This is a genomic window from Rickettsia aeschlimannii, assembly GCF_047973405.1.
Lineage (GTDB): Bacteria > Pseudomonadota > Alphaproteobacteria > Rickettsiales > Rickettsiaceae > Rickettsia > Rickettsia rickettsii.
The window spans coordinates 1-17,430 of the sequence record NZ_JBFQGO010000005.1 but is presented as its reverse complement, the minus strand read 5'-3'; the positions used below and the strand labels follow the sequence as shown (position 1 = coordinate 17,430).

Genomic DNA, 17,430 nt, shown 5'->3' with positions numbered 1-17,430 from the left:
TTACAACTATTAATTAAATAAATAATAAAGAGCTTTATCTTTATAAATAGTTTTAAAAAATATGTCAAGTGAATTAACTATATTGGCAAGTTTTACAATAAAAAGTACTTCTGCCTGAATGTTTTGTCTTGATAATAGTGCTAGAGCAGCTTAAACAACTTTGTCCCTCTCTACCGTAAACCATAAGTTGCTGAGTAAAATAACCAGGTTTGTTATCGCCGTTTACAAAATCTTTAAGAGTAGTACCGCCGGCAGTTATAGCTTTAGTTAACACATCTCTAATCGATTTAATTAAATTTTCTATTTCATCATCCCTTAAATCACTACCTGATTTATCCGGATGAATTCTAGCTAAATGAAGACTTTCGGAAGCATAGATATTACCGACTCCGACTATAACTCTATTATCCATAATCAAGTTTTTTATCGGTATTTTTTTAGTTTGTAGCTTATCTTTTAGATATTCTAACGTCAATAAATCAGAAAAAGGCTCTATGCCTAAATCATTAAAAAATTCTTTTTCTAAGAGATCAGTCTTAAAACTATAAATCATACCGAATAGTCTAGTATCGTTGAAAATTAACTTTTCGCCATTACTTAAATCAAAAATCACATGATCGTGTTTTTGAGTTTTATAATTAGCAGATTGCAGAGTAAACCTACCGCTCATGCCTAGATGAACTATTAAAGAGTAATCATTATTAAAATCTATAATTAAATATTTTGCACGACGCCTAACATCCAGTATATTAGTATTTAAGATTTCTGTAGCTAAAAGCGGGGATAGCTTATAACGTAAATTATCTCTTTTTAACTCTACATTTTCTATAATAAGCCCGATTAGCTTATCTTTTAGAGAGTTTTTAAGAGTTTCTACTTCAGGAAGTTCCGGCATTTGATACTAACATTTATAATAAAAAACTATGAACCAAACAAATTTTGGCCTTAAAAAAGTAGACTACACTAAAAAACAAGGTTTAGTAAATAACATTTTTTCTAATGTTGCTGATAAGTATGATTTAATGAATGACTTAATGAGTTTGGGATTACATCGCTTATGGAAAGATGAATTTATTAGGCAAATTCCAAATCTTAACTCTCATATATTAGATGTTGCTAGCGGTAGCGGTGATATTGCTTTAAAACTTGCTAAAAAAGCAAGAGATAGAGTTAATAATATCTCTTTAACTTTAAGTGATATTAATGAAGAAATGTTAAAGCAAGCTAAGAAAAAAGCAATAGATCTGAATTTATTTCAAAATCTTAAATTTACTGTAGCAAGTGCTGAAGAACTACCGTTCCCAGATGATAGTTTTGATTATTATACTATAGCATTCGGTATTAGAAACGTACCTGATATAAATAAGGCTTTAAAGGAAGCATGTAGGGTTTTAAAGCCAATGGGCAAGTTTATATGTCTTGAGTTTTCAAAAGTAAAGGAAGGGTATATAAAAGATTTCTATAAATTCTACTCATTTAATATTATACCGAGTATTGGTCAAATGATAGCGGGTAATAAAGAGGCATATGAATATTTGGTCGAAAGTATAGATTTATTCCCCTCACAAGACGAGTTTAGAATAATGATTAAAGACGCCGGTTTTGAGGAAGTTAGTTATAAAAATCTAAGTGGCGGAATAATTGCTATCCACAGTGCTTATACTCGATGAACTGCAAAAATTGGCTACGTCGTTCTACAAGATCTGCGGTACTCACGTATTAAGTATACGCTCTGATCCTCGACTTGTGAACTCCTTGCTCTTTTTGAAGTTGATCTTCGTATACTACTCTTTATTTTACTTCGGAGTATATAATAGATGATAAGTAATTTTTTTAATTTAATACGTATTTTTCGTATCATCAGTAAAAAGCAAATCTTAATTGATTCAAGAAGCCTTAAGTATTTCAGGTTTATTGCTTATATATTAGCCTTATTTTTTGCTCCGGTCTCGTTAATAAAAAAATCACGGGAAGATTACGGTAAACGCTTAATAGATTGTTTAAGTGATCTTGGACCTATTTATATAAAATTCGGACAAACTCTTTCGACAAGAGCCGATTTAGTAGGAGCAGAGATAGCAGGTTATTTAAGGTTACTGCAAGATAAGCTACCTCCGTTTGATGGTGGGGTGGCTAGAAGGTTGATAACATCATTGCGAGGAGACATTTATGTCGACGAAGCAATCTTAGCAAGCAAACAAAAGATTGCCACGCAGTCTACGACTGTGAGCCATGATGCCCTCCCTTTCCTATATTTCGACGATACCCCCATCGCTGCCGCATCAATTTCGCAGGTACATAAAGCACAACTTATAACCGGTGAATATGTTGCGGTAAAAATTTTGCGTCCGGGTATTCATAAAAAATATAACAGAGATATTAAGCTGCTATATTTTCTTGCAAAAATTATCTCAAAATTTTCTAAAGCAAAAAGGCTAAAACCGATTAAAATAGTCGATAAATTTCATGAAACTATGAAATTTGAGCTTGATTTACGTTTAGAGGCGGCGGCAGCTTCTGAGCTTACGGATAATATGCGAAATGATATTAACGTGATAATCCCTAAAATATATTGGGATTTAACATCAGAAAATATACTAACCACCGAGTGGTTAGACGGCACTTCTATATATGATACTTTGCTACTAAAGGAAATGGGGTTAGAGCCTGCAAAAATATCTCAGGATTTTGCCGTAATGTTTTTCAATCAAGCCTATAGAGACGGATTTTTTCATGCTGATTTACATGCAGGGAATATTTTAGTGAATAAGCAAGGTAAGATAATTTTACTTGATTTCGGTATTATGGGCAGACTTAAAGAAAAAGATCGTTTAGCCGTTGCCGAAAGTCTATTTGGCTTTTTAAGGCGTGATTATAAATTAGTTGCTAAAGTACATTTAAGAGCCGGCTACATCCCACCAAATACCGATTTAGATTTATTTGCTCAAAGTTGTAGAGCAGTTACCGAGCCTATAGTAGGGACACCCATAAAAAATATTTCTATAGGTAAGCTGCTTGCACATTTATTTAAAATCACAGAAGATTTCGGCATGGAAGTACAACCGGAGTTGTTGCTATTGCAAAAGACTTTAATAATGGTGGAAGGGATAGGCAGACAGTTAGACGGTAATGTTAATATGTGGCAGCTCGCCGAACCTTGGATTAAAAAATGGGCCGTGAAAAATCTAAGCCCTGAAGCGAAGTTGTTACGATTGGTAAAGCATGACCTAGATAGTCTAGACGATATTATTTGAAATATAAAAAATTATTAAGATTATAGCCTTATATTTTAAGAAATTTATTATTATGAAACAAAAAGATTTATTTATTAAATATCCTATTACTACTCCTTTTTTGGTTGATTGTAAAAATGATAAATTAGTATTTTCTTCAGATAAAGAACAAAAATATAAAAGAGACCTAAAAGAAACAATAGGAGAGGAAGAGTTTGAAAAATTAACGGCTTTAGATAAAATTGTTCAATGCCCCCGTAGAAAATATAGCTTTAGTAAGTATAGAAAAACATCTCGATAAACCACTGATAGTAGCGAAATTGTTTAATGATGTATAAATCGATATAGATCACGATAATAATAATATTAAACGATTTTGCATTTCTCAGAAATATATTTTATCAGTAATGTAGGGTGAATGCCGGCTGAAGTTTTAAAATGCGAGTATAATGTCGGTACTATACAGCAAAAATCTTTACCGAAAATCACGGAATTATGGCCTGACCCTTATTACTATTACAACTCAGAAAAATAAAGAGTATAACAACCAGGATATAGATCCTCAGGTAATGGAGAATATCGTTTTATTGTGTGGAGAGGTTAGTATGGATTTACCGGTAAATGAAAAATTATAGTAAAAAACCATTGCAAGATAACCATGACTTTTAAAATTAACAAAAATTAAAAAGTAAAATTTTATAAACCTTTAAATTATATAAAGGTATTTAAATATCTAAAAGCCAAGAACAAGAGCAGGAATCCATTGATAATATAAGGCAACAGCTTGATGAAGAATATAAAAACCTTTCGTGGGTTCAAGTTGGATATTTAGCTCTTGGAGCTGAAACAGGTAACAAAAAATATGATGAGTTAAATAAAAGATATTTAGATCTTAATAAAGATAATTTAGGTATAATAACAAAGTGTTATCCAAGCAGTCAGGAATGTTCTAGTGCATCGCAGTTTACCTGGGAGGCTTCTCAAGTTTGACCTAATCTTGCACTGGAGTTTAATAACCTCAGAAAAGCGAGAAGTGCTACTACTAGTGTAGGTTTTATTGAAGCTGGTTGCAAGATGATAGCAGATGCAGAATCGCTTATAAAAAAATGTGCTTCTGTTTTACATTCCGAAACTATATCCAATGGTTCAAAAGAAACTCTTTTACAGTTTAAAGTTATTCCATATCTTCTCACGCCTATTTTAAATAAGAGGCTTAGCAAAATAACAAAAAACTTTTAAACTTCCGAAACGGAAAAAATAAATGTATTAGACAAAATAAGTCCTAAATTTATCAGAGAATTATCTACACTAGGAGTAGATTTAATATCTAAAGCACTAGAAAGCGATTTAAACCCAAAAGTACAAGAAATATATAAGAATATTAAACAAAAAAACGTGTCATCTCAAGGTGCTATATTAAAAATATACATGACATTATTACTTCAGACAAGGTAAAACCCCTTCTTAATCACGATTTAGTACAATTTTAAAAAATCCTGATAATCAAAAGGGGTTAGTTCAAATTACGGAAAATATAATAAATAATAAAGCATAAAAAATCGCTAAACCTGAATTAATTGCAAATACAGTAGCACTACTTGTAAATTCTAGCGAAAAATTAATTGAAAGTACTCCTTCAGCTATAAAAGCTTATAGTCAGCTTAAAGAAAATCAACGTTGGACTAAAATTAACCTAAATATGGAAGGGTTTTAGATACTGAAACTAAAAAAGAGTTATTAAAAGGCAAAAAATCTCCAATAGTAGAGTTAGTTGAAAATGCCAAAAAAATTATTGATAATTTATCTCCTGTTTTAGAAAAAGAATTACCGCGATATTTAGATAGTAATAAATAGGATATATTAGATGTTTTAAAACATCCTAAAGTAACGGAAAGAATAGAATCACAAGGGAAAGATCGGGAGTTTATACATAAGGCATGAGATGCATCTACGCCTTTTTTAAAAGATGCTCTGCCGTCAATTACTAAACTTGCAAGCCTCGCTTTTTCCGATAGCGATAAAGTTGCTGATATAATACAAAAATTTCAGTTAATTAAGCCACTTCCAAAGGAAGAGAAATCAAAAGAAGAAAAGGTAAAAGAGGTAAAGGAATTGATTAGTCCTTTGATACAATTGTAGATGAGTTTTGAAATAAAATGCCTAAGGGTCAAAAATTAAGATTAGACGGTGAAAAATTAGTAAAGATAGCCGGTAAACAACATGCACCTGAATTAATTCAAATTGCCGATAAATTTAGTAAACATGAATACGGTAAAATTATATTGCTGGCGTTAAAATTATTATCAGATCCAAAAGTGCTAGGAGTAGTAGCAGAAACTATAGTTAATTTAGGAAAAAGTAAATTTAGTAAAGATAAAGAAGCGGTAGGACCGCATACAAGTAAGGTATTAGAAGAAAGACAAAGAGAGATAGGAAAATCCGGTAGAGGAGCCTAAGTCCTGTGCACTTTTAATAGAATAATCATATCATTAATCAAAAGTGCACAGGACCTAGAAACATCTTGCTATTATTTGATTAAAATTATATTGTAAATTCAAAGTGTCATTATGAAATTACAAGGATGATAGAAAGAAATTATTATTTAACACATATCACAGGTGCCCTTGAGATATTCCCTATTTGTGCCATTCTCGGTCCGAGGCAATGTGGTAAACTACTTTAGCTTACGCTTATATTAAACAGCTTAAAGAAGATGAAAAGAACTACTTTTTTGACCTTGAGGATCAGGCTCACTTAGATCAATTTAAGAATCTTAAAACAACTCTTGAGCCTTTAAACGGTTTTAATAGTAATTGATGAAATTCAAAGACAACCTGAAATTTTTCCTTATTTAAGAGTTCTTGCTGACTATTCAAACAAAAAATTTTTAATATTAGGTAGTGCTTCTGGAGAATTATTGCGACAATCTTCAGAATCATTAGCTGGCCGTATTGAATATACGGAGCTTACTCCGTTCAATTTAATAGAGATAAATGATTTTAGGGAGTTATAGTTAAGATGTGGTTTTCCTAAATCATATTTAGCAAAAAATTATGTCCAAAGTCTTAGATGGCGTAATAGCTACATCACTAGTTTTATCGAGCGTGATTTGTCTAGTTTAGGAATATCTCTTAATGCACGTGTCATGAGGCAGTTATGGATGATGCTTACTCATAATCATGGGCAATTATTAAATTATAGCGAGCTTGGAAGGTCGCTCGGTTTAACGGATGTGACTATCAAACATTATACTGAAATATTAGAGCAAACTTTTATGATTCGGTTATTAAAACCTTGGTATGAAAATATTTCAAAATGTCAAGTGAAAGCACCGAAAGTCTATATACGAGATAGCGGAATACTACATGCATTATTAGGGATTCATGAACATGATTGGTATGTTCATCCAAAACGCGGTCTTTCATTTGAAGGGTTTGTAATAGCGAAGTTAATACGTAAATTTAAAACGGATGCAGAGTATTTTTTTGGGGGTGAACGCAAACAGGAGCAGAATTAGATTTATTAATTATTAAGAATGGTAAGAAATACGGCTTTGAAGTAAAAAATGCTGATGCTCCTAGTATTACTAAATTAATGCATACCGTTCTTGCCGATTTGCAGTTAGAACATTTATATATTGTTACCGCCGGGAATATATGAAAAAACAGAAAAAATAAGTGTAGTTGGAATAGCGAACTTATCTAATTTACAGCTTGGTTAAAGTATATAAGTTACCATATTTCATTACCTTTAGTCTTATCATTACTTAATAATTCATGATGACAATTAGAATCAGTAATATTATCTAGTAATATATCTAATTCAGATTTTTCGGTGCTAATAACTAAACTGTTATTAATTAATTTTAAACTACACATACGGGTTTTTAGTTTTTACGTAAATGAATCTAATAGGAACGCCCGGCATGTTAAAAGCCTCACGCATATTGTTTACTAAATACCTAGTATAGCTATCGGTAATTTTTTCCGGATTATTGGAGAATAGCTTGAAAGTAGGGGGGCGGGTTTTTGTTTGAGTCATATATTTTACACGCACTCTTCTGCCACCTTTTTGTAAAGGCAGCGGATGTGCTTCCGTAGTAAAATTAAGCCATTCATTTAGTTTGCTAGTAGTTATTTTCTTATTCCAAATTTTATAAATTTTAAGACAAGTATCTAGCACTTGTTCAATATTTTGTTTATTTATTGCTGAAATGAATAGAACGGGGATACCTTTAACCTGAGGCAGATGAGTATTTATCTGATAATAAAATTCTTCCTGAAATGCTTCTTTTTCGGATTCTTTAACTAAATCCCATTTATTCACTACTATAACTATACTTCTTCCTTCATTTACCACATGGCTTGCAATATTTAAATCTTGCTGTTTTAAAGGAGCTAAAACATCAATCATTAAGATTACGGTATTAGCAAATTTAATACTGTTAATAGTATCCGATGCCGATAATTTTTCTAAAGACTCTGTAATAGTAGATTTCTTGCGGAGTCCTGCCGTATCAATTAATTTAATATGATTATTTTTATATTGCCAATCAATTTCAATTGATTCACGAGTAATGCCGGCTTCAGGACCGGTTAATAATCTTTCATCATTAATAAGAGCGTTTATAAAAGTAGATTTCCCGGCGTTAGGTCTGCCACTAACTACTATCTGCAAACAATCTCCTTTAATTGGATCGGCTATATTTGTCTCGATTGCTTCTTCTTCAGGTAACTTGGCAATAATTTCGTCATATAAATCAATTAAGCCGGTGCCATGCTCGGCAGAGATAGCCATCATACTATCAAACCCTAATTTGTAGTACTCTTTATCAAAATCAAAAGCTTTCTCGCATTTATTAATTACCAATATAGCAGGCTTATTATATTTTCTAATAAAACTACTAAGTAGCTTATCATCAGGTAATATTCCGCTTCTACCGTCAACCATAAAGCAAATTAAATCTGCCTCTAAAATTGCTTTAGTAGTCTGCTCTATTAACCTTTCTCCCATACTATTAGGATTCTCATCAAGTCCTGGGGTATCAATTAACAAAAATTCAAAAGAGCCGATTTTGCCGTCTGTATATTTTCTATCTCTAGTAACGCCTGGCAAATCGTGAACGATAGCTTTTTTACGTATGCTTAATCTATTGAAAAGCGTTGATTTGCCTACGTTCGGACGACCAACTAAAGTAATGATTTTCTTAGTCATTATTAATATATTATTATGGTTAAGAGAACTAATAATGCCCCGATAAAACCTACTATATTTGCTATTATAATAGGTGTATTTTTTATTAATATGCCGTATATAAGCCAACTACAAAGAGCAATAGCACTTATAGTAAAGGCGGGCATAGAAACAGAAGCCGAAGATTGGCAGGTGAAAATCTTATGAGCCTGTACATAAAACATAAAATTGCCGATTGTACCGACAATCGTCATATATTTTTCGTAAAATGTCATGAATTTTGGAAACATATATTTATTTTTAAAAAGTGGTCTATGTCATTCCCGCGAAAGCGGGAATCCATTAAAATCATATAAAAACTTGTTTTTATATGGTTATTTTATCAAATTATGTAACTTCTATATCAATATTAAAGCTATTTTTTGGGGCTCCCGCCTATGCGGGAATGACATACGGCATCCTAAGATAGCAATATCCCACACCACATTGACTATCCCTTAAAACTCGCAATTACCGGTATATGATCTGAAGGTTTTTCTTGAGTCCTTAAATTATAATCCATATAGCAATTTTCTAAATAGTCAATAGTATTATTACAACCAAGAATCATATCAATCCTCATACCTTTATTTTGTTCAAAACATCCGGCTCTATAATCCCACCATGAAAATTCTTGTTTACTCGGATGCATTAATCTGTACAAATCCTCAAATCCGGAATTTAGAATAGTGCGTAATTTTTTTTGTTCAACCTCAGTAAAACAAGTAGTTTCAGCCAGTAGCTTAGGTGAATATACATCTATATCGAACGGTGCAATATTGAAATCACCGCCTATGATAGTTTTTTCGTCAAAAGATTTTTTAGTTGATAGATAATTGATAAAATTATCATAAAATGCTAGTTTTGCTGCAAATTTATCGCTACCGACAAATGAACCGTTAGGAGCATAGAGCGAGATTATATTACAAAACCCTATAGGTAATGATAATTTTATTTCTAAGAATCTTGCTTGATCACTGCAGTAATTATTGGGAAAATCCTTAATTATTTCATCGGCAGGAAATTTTGAAATTATAGCAACGCCGTTATATGATTTTTGTCCGTGAACATAAGAATTATAAGGTAGATCGGATAATGCATCAAAAGGAAATTTTGTGGTTTCGCATTTTATTTCTTGCAATAATAAAATATCCGGATTTTCTTTAGATAAAAAATTACGCAATAAATTAAGTCTTGTTTTTATGGAATTAATATTCCAAGTAGCTATCTTCATGTTTGTTTTTCTATATCTTCTAATTTTTTATTACGGAATCGCCACTCAAGAAAACCAAAATGATAAACTAAGAGACTAGTAATAAATGCTCCAAAAATTACTATACTCATTGAATATTTTATTGTATGATAATTTGGATTACTACTGTACATATCTAATAATACGCTAAAAGCTATACCACATAATACGGTGATTTCAATACTAACTCCTCTTAGTATCCTCTTAGTTGAATTTTCTTTCATAATAAAATCTCATAATATTGCACTGCAATTAGCCGTAATGAAAGCAAAAAACGGTTCCCAAAAACTTAGAGGCTCAATTTTGTAAATAATAACCATTGCAACTCCTATAATTATAAAAGTTGCTTGTCCAAATGAATCGCAAATTGCTACTATAATGATTGTTCTCAATAATTATCTTCAGCAATCTGTTTATTATTATAATAGCTGAATAATTTAATAATTGTAAAACCGAGTAAAACTACTACAAATATATAATAGAAATAAGAAGGAGTAAAATAGAAGTTTAAATGTCCAGTATCATGTTTTACTATTAAATCTAGCCATTATACAGCTACTTAAACAGACGTAATACCGCAAATAAAAATGTACCAAATAAAGTACTATTTTTTCTGCTACTCAAAATAATTCCCGAAAAAGCAAAAGCAAGGCAACCAAGTAAGCCTATAACATGGCACCAACGAGAATCTATAGATTTAGGCAATAGAATATGATGTATGTATGTCTTAATAATTTTTTTATACTTGTTACTTGCAAGAAAATCATCTATAGCAAAATTAAATTGTTCAACTATATTTAAAGATATGGTTTTTTTGCTAAACATTAAATGTAGAGGAGTTTTAATATTTAAGGGAACTTCTAATATATTCCTGTCTATTGTTCTTCCTAAAATATTAACGGCACCGACAATTCGATCACTAATGAAACCGTCAATTTCTTTCTTGATTATCCAGTTTATCAATTCCATATTATTTTGATATATTCTAATTATATCTTGATTTTTCTCATTATATAAAAACTCTGTAAATTTAGGATCTCTGTATATAGTACCTTTCACCATTCCTAACTGAAGATTAAATAGACGTATTTGTGTTGTTAGTTCATTAACATTTTGGAAATTTAACTTTTTAGCAAGTGGTTCAATAATAAATAATGATAATTCTTTAAGACGATAAGGCTTTGAAAAATAAGCCTAGTTACTGCTCTCAGTAGTAGTATAAGTAGCTCCTGCTGTCATGTCGGCATTGCCACTTTGAATATCTAATTGATCTTGATACCAGCTACCTTGATTGTACTCAATATTGATACCTATTTTTGCAGCAATAGCGTTAATTAATTCTATATCCATACCGGAAATGGTAGTATGACCGTTTGAAGCAGCAATTAAGTATTGATAAGGCTCATTTACATACCATGCATTTATCAAAGTTTTTTTATCAGCTGTCCATTCGCATTCTAAAATTGCTTGTTGTTCGTTCGTGCCTATGCTTAAAGCACACAAATTTTTAGAAATGAGAAGTATAAAAATAAAAAGCTTTAAAATTTTCATGGTCTGTATTTTTTAGAATTAAAATATCATCCCGTAGCAATATTTTATCGTCATTGCAAGAAGAATTACGCAGTAATGCGACGAAGCAATCTCAGGAGCTTATCATTATTTCATGAGATTTTCACGCAGCCTACGGCTGCTTGCAATGACGATAAAAACCAAAGCCTCTAATCACGCACTACTTTAATTTCACCGTCAGAAAATTTAATATTAAAAATTTTTTCATTCGCAGCAGTAATTTTAGAAGATAAAAAATTACCAGTTTCTCCTTTAACTATAGCAAAACCTCGTTTTAATACGTTGTGATAATCAAGGCTTGCAAGTAACGTACTATTTAATTCTAATTTATACTCAAAGTTTTTCAAAGTATTATTTGCCGATTTTGATAGATAAGCTGTTTGATGTGTTAATTCTAATGTTTTGTAATTGATTATTTTAGCAGGGTTAACTCTTTCTTTAGAAAAAGATTTAATCTTTGTTTCTTGTAGTTCAATAAAGTGCGGTAAAGAATCTAGTAAATTAAAACCGGTTTCGTCCAGTAATTGCTGCCTATTATTTATATAGTGAGAGAGATATCTGTGTATTTTATCGTAATTTACTATATTTTGTTCGTGATATTTAATTAACCGGCTAGTATTATTCAATAATATTTTTTCATAAGATTGTAGCGTATTATTTAAAATAGATCGTACCGGTACGGCAAATTCTGCGGCAGCAGTCGGTGTTGGAGCTCTTTTATCGGCTGCTAAATCTATTAAAGTATAATCCACTTCATGACCTACTGCGGAAATAATAGGAATTTTTGAGTTATAAGCAGCACGTACTAATATCTCATCGTTAAATGACCAAAGATCTTCTATAGAACCGCCACCTCTAGCAACGATTATAACACGTGGTTTATTTACCTCTTCTAAATTGTTAAATCCTTCAATTGCTTCAGCAATTTCATTGCCGGAATTTTCGCCTTGTACGCTAACCGGCCATATTATTATCCGAGTCGGAAAACGTTCGCGAATACGATGAATAATATCTTTAATAACGGCACCTGTTATTGAAGTGATAACGCCTATTTTATCAGGTAAAAAGGGTATAGGAATACGTATTTTATTAAATAAGCCTTCTTTCTCGAGCCTTGCTTTACGCTCATTTAGAATTTGCAGCATAGCTCCAAGCCCTGCTGGTTGCAAATTATCTACCGATAATTGATAACGTGAATTACCTGCATAACTTGAGAGTTTACCGCTAATTACTACTTCCATGCCGTCATTTAAAGGAAATTTGATTTTAGCAAGAATAGGACGCCAGCAAGTACAGGCTAAAATGGCGGTATTTTCTTTTAAGTTAAAATAAGCATGACCTGAGCTTGCTATTTTTAAGCCTGAAATTTCGCCTTTTACCTTAATATAACCAAAATTATTTTCTAATAGCTCTTTGATTTTATTAGAAATCTCACTAACTGAAAACTCTTTGGTTGCTTGATGCGCAATGAAATTGTCTAGCATTTTATTAGTACTTGGTTTTTTGCGCTGAGGGTAGCACATTACTCGTCATTACTAGGAGAAACTATAAGTTTTGACGAAGCAATTTCAGGAGTTTATCCTACTTCATGAGATTGCCACGTCGATGCTATGCATCTCCTCGCAATGACCGGTTATCATCTCCATAGAATAACCTTGCACTACAAAAGAGCAAGCAAAATTTTTTATTATTTGATATATTGCTAATAGCTTGCTATTATTTTTTACTATTAAAATATATTTATTAATATAAATGCTACTGCGAATAATATGTTTGCTTATTATCATAATATTTTCTTTGGTAAGTTTTGCCGCTCTTTCTAAGAATGGTCAAAATATTAAAATAAGCAATATTATATCTGACTTCGTAGAGTATAATGGAAATCAGGATTTGATATATGCTAAAGGTAATATAAGAATTATCACGGATGAGTATTTATTAACGGCAGATAATTTACTTTATGATATAAAAAACGATATTTTATGGGTAGAAGGTAATATCCGAATTAAGGATAAACAAAATCGGATAATAGAGGGAGATAAAGCGGTTTTAAAAGATGAATTTAAGAAAGGTATCATATCGGAATTCATTTTGCTTTTCGGTGATAATAATCTTTTAATTGCTAAACTTGCCGAAAGAATAGATGAAAATAATCTTAAGCTGCACCATGCCGAGTTTACCCCTTGTGATGTTACTTGTAATAGAAACCCTATTTGGCAAATTGCTGCTAAGGATACTTATATTCATTCCGCACAGCATAGAGTAGTTTATAAAAACGTGTTTTTTGAAGTATACGGTATACCGATTTTTTACTTACCGTATTTTTTCCATCCGACTCCTACGGCCCCTGCAACTTCTGGATTATTGGTACCTGACGTCAAAAATAAAGGGTTTGGCATCCCCCTATATCTACATGCAAAACCTAATATGGATTTTACTCTCACTCCAAGAATTTTTAATAAATATCAAACTTATGAGCTAGAAGCACGTTATCGCCTGAATGATACCGATAATATGAATTTTCAAGTTAGTTACGGTAAATTACCGTATTTTCTAGAAAAAGACGGAAGTATAGTGAAAAATAAAAAAGTTTCTTCTTATCATTGTATAGCAAGCAGTAATTTTATTAGTACCGATAAAGTTTATGATTACGGTTTCAGGGTGGAGCGTACATCGGATAAAGCTTATTTAAAAAATTATTATAATAACTACGCTTCATATTTAACTTCTAAAATATTCTTAAATAAAATTCATGAGGCTGATTATTTTTCGGCGGAAGGATTAAGTTTTCAAGGCTTAGGTAGTAATGATTGTAAATATAGCGATCCTCTAGTATTACCAAAACTCAATACAAAAAACGTGATAAATTTGAATGATAATGACAACAGCCATATCGTTGTTGAAAATAATACGTTAATGTACAAAGAAAGAATAGAAAAACAAGTTGCTAGAACCTCTTTGCAACTATCCTTTCTGCATAATGTGTTGACTGCTTCAGGACAAATTTTTGATTTTGCTGCTAAAAATAGAGGCGATTTTTATCTTGCTAGACAGGCTTATGTAGATAAGCCGAGAGAAAGTAAATCATTTCAAAGGAATATACCGGAATTGCAAACTTTATGGCGTTATCCGTTAGTAGGCAATATAACAAAAACGATAAATTTACTTATTGAGCCGGTAGTTTCTTTTACTATGGGACGTAAACTATCTAAGAAAGATAAAAAATTTGTTATAATTGATCCTGCTAAATATGAATTATCCGAAAAAAATATCTTTTTATCCAACCGTTATAGCGGTATTGATTGCCATGATTTCGGTAATAGATTAAGTTACGGCTTAAATACTAGTATTGCTAAAGAAGAAAATTATTTAAAATTATTTTTAGGACAATCCCGTAATACAAGATATAGTATAGATTTGCCGGCTGATGATACGGAAAATGTAGGACAGATACTAGGTAATCTTTCTAATAATTTAGAAGTGTTTTATAGTTTTCGGAAAAATAGATATTTCAGACCTATTAGAGATGAAGTGGGAGGAAATTTTAACTATGATAAGATTAACTTTCTAGGTAGTTTTATTCAGCTTACCGATCTTAACAAATATTATTCCGTAGAAAGTGTAAAGGTTCCAAATAATAGAGTACGACAATTTTATGGAGACATAAATTATCAGCTAGTGGAAAATTGGACTATAGGCTTTGGTGCACGCATTGATCTCTCTAGACGATCTCCAAATTTACTTACTCGAACTATTAGGATGACATATGCTAAAGATTGTGTTAGAATTACTGCAAAGATTTATTCCGATTATCTAGCCGATGGAAGTAGAGGAATCAAAAAGACTACCTCTTCGCCGACTATTTCTATCGGTTTAAAAGTTTTAAACATGTGAGTATACTTGTTTTATTTGAAAAATTGGCTACGTCGTCTTATAAGTTCTGCGGTGCTCACGTACTAAATATGTACGCTCCGCTCCTTGACTTGTAGACTCCTTGCTCTTTTCCAAATAAAACTTCGTCTACTTACTGGTCACTTATTCAGAGTATCACATGAGAAAATTATTATTAATCATTACCGTTTTTTTTACTTTTAATGTAGCACAAGCATCATTACCGAATATAGTAGCATCCGTAAATGATGAACCTATTACTCTTAATGAGTTCCGTGCTAGAAAAAAAATGATTATGGCACTAAATAATGTTGAAAGTCTAACGCCTGCTCAAGATAAGCAGCTAAGTGACTTAGCACTCAAGAGCTTAATTGACGAATCTTTGCTTTTTCAATATGCAGGAGATAGAGAAATTCCGCAAGAAGAGATAGATAACGCTATTAAGTCTATTGAAGATCGTAATAAAATGCCTCACGGTTCTCTTCTTCAGTATCTAAAAAGCAGATCGGTTAATCCTAATAGTTTTATTTCCCAAATTAAATCCGAGTTGATTAAAATGAATATTTTATCAAGTCTATCAAGATCGGTACAAGTAAGTAATAAAGAAATAGATGTCGCAATTTTATCTAGCGATCAAAAAGACGTAGAAATTTCAATGCAAGTATTTACATCTAAAGATGGTGGCAATAAAGCGTTTACGCAGATGAATAATTTGAGAAATCGACTAAAAAAATGTGCAGATGTTAAAAAATCGCTTTATGATAATTTTGCTACTATGCAAATTATTACCGATAAGCTTAGCAAGATAGAAGGCGTAAAACAAACTATTGTAAAGGACTTAACTCCTGATAAAGCAAGTAATGTTTTTGAAGTAAATAACAAATTTGAAATAACATTAGTGTGCAGCAAAAAAATCTTAAATGTTAATGAAGATGAAAATAATTATGTAGTAAATTTCCTAACCAATAAAAAGATTTCGCAAAAAGCACAAAAAATGTTTGAAAATATGCGTAAGAAAGCAGCTATAAAAATAATGCTGTCGTCTTAGTGTGCGTTATTCTATGTTATTCCCACGTAGTCGGGAATCCAGAAAAATAACCTTGATTATTAATACAGAATTATATTTGATAAAAACAAACATATAAAAACAAGTTTTTATATGTTTTACTGGATTCCAGCTTTCACGGGAATGACATACCCTATGCTTCCTTCAATTGCAAAACACGCAGCTTTACATCAAGTTAATCCTCTTAAAAAGCACGGACAAAATTTTATTTTTGACAGTAGTCTATGTGATAAAATCGTACGTGCAAGTAACCTGGCAGAAAATAGCCGAGTATTAGAAATAGGGCCCGGCACAGGAGGGTTAACTAGGTCAATATTGCAGAAAAATCCTGAATCCTTAACTGTTATAGAAACAGATGAGAGATGCCTCCCGCTCCTTAATGAGATTAAAGAATATTATCCTAATCTAAATATTATTAAACAAGATGCTCTTAAAATAAATTTAACCGATTTAAGCTATGATATAGTCAATTCAGTTGGATTTGCATACAAGAAGCTAGAAGCAAAGCCTATAACTAATAGGAGAGCGACGAGTAACGATGTAGGCGAGTCCAAATCAATTGACTATAAAGTAACTATAATCTCTAATTTACCGTATCATATAGGTACTGAGTTAGTAATTAGATGGCTGAAAGAAGCACAGTTAATTACTAGTATGACGCTAATGTTACAAAAGGAAGTAGTAGAACGTATTTGTGCTATGCCCTCAACTAAAGCATATGGCAGATTATCGGTAATATGTCAGCTAATAGCTAAAGTGGAAAAGTGCTTTGACGTAGTGCCAACTGCTTTCTATCCACCTCCTAAAGTATATTCTGCGATAGTTAAACTAATACCTTTAGAAAATCTGCCGTCTATTGCTCTGATAAATAAAGTTGAGCAAATAACAAAGCTTGCTTTTGCAGGACGACGGAAAATGATCAAATCATCATTGAAAAATCTTGTACCTAATATACATGAAATATTAACTCAGTTGAAAATCAATGATAATTATCGTGCTGAAAATCTTGCCCCTCAAGATTATTTGAGAATTGCTGAAATATTATAGCTTGCATCATTCAGCTTTATCTAACTTTTTTGCTTCTGCTTCTTGCTGTAGTTTATATTCTGCCGCTTTTTCTTCCATATAACATGAGTTTCGTATTAATAAAGGCGTTGTATAGCTGATAATCACTAGGTTACGAGTGT

The 17,430-nt window shown here is 31.7% G+C and carries 17 protein-coding genes and 2 pseudogenes; 9 read left to right on the top strand and 10 right to left on the bottom strand.

Annotated elements, in window-relative coordinates; translation table 11 throughout:
* Positions 1 to 73: 73 nt before the first annotated feature.
* A complete protein-coding gene (gene mutM, locus AB4K15_RS04585) occupies positions 74 to 895 on the bottom strand; it encodes a bifunctional DNA-formamidopyrimidine glycosylase/DNA-(apurinic or apyrimidinic site) lyase (protein ID WP_032073508.1) in 822 nt (273 codons plus the stop codon).
* A 28-nt stretch (positions 896 to 923) separates the two neighbouring features.
* On the opposite strand from mutM, the gene ubiE reads away from it, so the two are divergent.
* From ubiE to AB4K15_RS04555, 6 genes and pseudogenes are all read left to right on the top strand, one after another.
* On the top strand, positions 924 to 1,670 hold the full coding sequence (gene ubiE, locus AB4K15_RS04580; RefSeq protein WP_032073507.1) for a bifunctional demethylmenaquinone methyltransferase/2-methoxy-6-polyprenyl-1,4-benzoquinol methylase UbiE: 747 nt from the start codon (positions 924 to 926) through the stop codon (positions 1,668 to 1,670).
* Between the two features lie 147 nt (positions 1,671 to 1,817).
* On the top strand, positions 1,818 to 3,254 hold the full coding sequence (gene ubiB / locus AB4K15_RS04575; RefSeq protein WP_032073506.1) for a 2-polyprenylphenol 6-hydroxylase: 1,437 nt from the start codon (positions 1,818 to 1,820) through the stop codon (positions 3,252 to 3,254).
* Positions 3,255 to 3,306: 52 nt separating this feature from the next.
* Positions 3,307 to 3,534, top strand: coding sequence for a hypothetical protein (locus AB4K15_RS04570; RefSeq protein WP_048751011.1), 228 nt, complete (start codon positions 3,307 to 3,309; stop codon positions 3,532 to 3,534).
* Positions 3,535 to 3,651: 117 nt separating this feature from the next.
* Positions 3,652 to 3,868 (top strand): annotated as a pseudogene (locus AB4K15_RS04565) (hypothetical protein).
* Between the two features lie 1,521 nt (positions 3,869 to 5,389).
* The gene (locus AB4K15_RS04560; RefSeq protein ID WP_032073505.1) at positions 5,390 to 5,689 is read left to right on the top strand and encodes a hypothetical protein; all 300 of its coding nucleotides are present in this window, start codon (positions 5,390 to 5,392) and stop codon (positions 5,687 to 5,689) included.
* A gap of 125 nt (positions 5,690 to 5,814) precedes the next feature.
* Positions 5,815 to 6,954: pseudogene (locus AB4K15_RS04555) on the top strand (ATP-binding protein).
* Positions 6,955 to 6,964: 10 nt separating this feature from the next.
* On the opposite strand, the gene AB4K15_RS04550 reads toward AB4K15_RS04555, so the two are convergent.
* From AB4K15_RS04550 to AB4K15_RS04510, 9 genes are all read right to left on the bottom strand, one after another.
* A complete protein-coding gene (locus AB4K15_RS04550) occupies positions 6,965 to 7,111 on the bottom strand; it encodes a hypothetical protein (protein ID WP_014365517.1) in 147 nt (48 codons plus the stop codon).
* Complete coding sequence (gene der, locus AB4K15_RS04545) at positions 7,104 to 8,447, bottom strand: ribosome biogenesis GTPase Der (protein ID WP_032073504.1); 1,344 nt, start codon at positions 8,445 to 8,447, stop codon at positions 7,104 to 7,106. Before der ends, AB4K15_RS04550 begins: the two co-directional genes overlap by 8 nt.
* Positions 8,448 to 8,449: 2 nt before the next feature.
* Positions 8,450 to 8,716 (bottom strand): SemiSWEET family sugar transporter, encoded by a 267-nt coding sequence (locus tag AB4K15_RS04540; RefSeq protein WP_084698726.1) that lies wholly within the window; start codon positions 8,714 to 8,716, stop codon positions 8,450 to 8,452.
* Positions 8,717 to 8,916: 200 nt separating this feature from the next.
* Entirely contained in the window at positions 8,917 to 9,699 is a 783-nt protein-coding gene (gene xth, locus AB4K15_RS04535; RefSeq protein WP_032073502.1) for an exodeoxyribonuclease III, read from the bottom strand.
* Entirely contained in the window at positions 9,696 to 9,941 is a 246-nt protein-coding gene (locus AB4K15_RS04530; RefSeq protein ID WP_500225065.1) for a hypothetical protein, read from the bottom strand. Before AB4K15_RS04530 ends, xth begins: the two co-directional genes overlap by 4 nt.
* 331 nt (positions 9,942 to 10,272) lie before the next feature.
* A complete protein-coding gene (locus AB4K15_RS04525; RefSeq protein WP_500225063.1) occupies positions 10,273 to 10,779 on the bottom strand; it encodes a transporter substrate-binding domain-containing protein in 507 nt (168 codons plus the stop codon).
* Positions 10,780 to 10,911: 132 nt separating this feature from the next.
* Entirely contained in the window at positions 10,912 to 11,268 is a 357-nt protein-coding gene (locus AB4K15_RS04520) for a transporter substrate-binding domain-containing protein (RefSeq protein WP_084698724.1), read from the bottom strand.
* Between the two features lie 167 nt (positions 11,269 to 11,435).
* Positions 11,436 to 12,770: an exodeoxyribonuclease VII large subunit gene (gene xseA / locus AB4K15_RS04515; RefSeq protein WP_032073585.1), complete on the bottom strand. Its 1,335-nt coding sequence runs from the start codon at positions 12,768 to 12,770 to the stop codon at positions 11,436 to 11,438.
* A 102-nt stretch (positions 12,771 to 12,872) separates the two neighbouring features.
* Entirely contained in the window at positions 12,873 to 13,073 is a 201-nt protein-coding gene (locus tag AB4K15_RS04510; RefSeq protein ID WP_014408940.1) for a hypothetical protein, read from the bottom strand.
* Between AB4K15_RS04510 and AB4K15_RS04505 the strand changes: the two genes are divergently transcribed.
* The 3 genes from AB4K15_RS04505 to rsmA all read left to right on the top strand — a co-directional run bounded on the left by AB4K15_RS04505 (position 13,039) and on the right by rsmA (position 17,290).
* Positions 13,039 to 15,180, top strand: a complete 2,142-nt coding sequence (locus AB4K15_RS04505; RefSeq protein WP_032073501.1) for an LPS-assembly protein LptD — start codon at positions 13,039 to 13,041, stop codon at positions 15,178 to 15,180. The two genes, AB4K15_RS04510 and AB4K15_RS04505, sit on opposite strands and share 35 nt — an antisense overlap.
* A gap of 157 nt (positions 15,181 to 15,337) precedes the next feature.
* The gene (locus tag AB4K15_RS04500) at positions 15,338 to 16,225 is read left to right on the top strand and encodes a SurA N-terminal domain-containing protein (RefSeq protein ID WP_032073500.1); all 888 of its coding nucleotides are present in this window, start codon (positions 15,338 to 15,340) and stop codon (positions 16,223 to 16,225) included.
* Positions 16,226 to 16,378: 153 nt separating this feature from the next.
* The gene (rsmA, locus tag AB4K15_RS04495) at positions 16,379 to 17,290 is read left to right on the top strand and encodes a 16S rRNA (adenine(1518)-N(6)/adenine(1519)-N(6))-dimethyltransferase RsmA (RefSeq protein WP_032073499.1); all 912 of its coding nucleotides are present in this window, start codon (positions 16,379 to 16,381) and stop codon (positions 17,288 to 17,290) included.
* Positions 17,291 to 17,430: the final 140 nt, after the last annotated feature.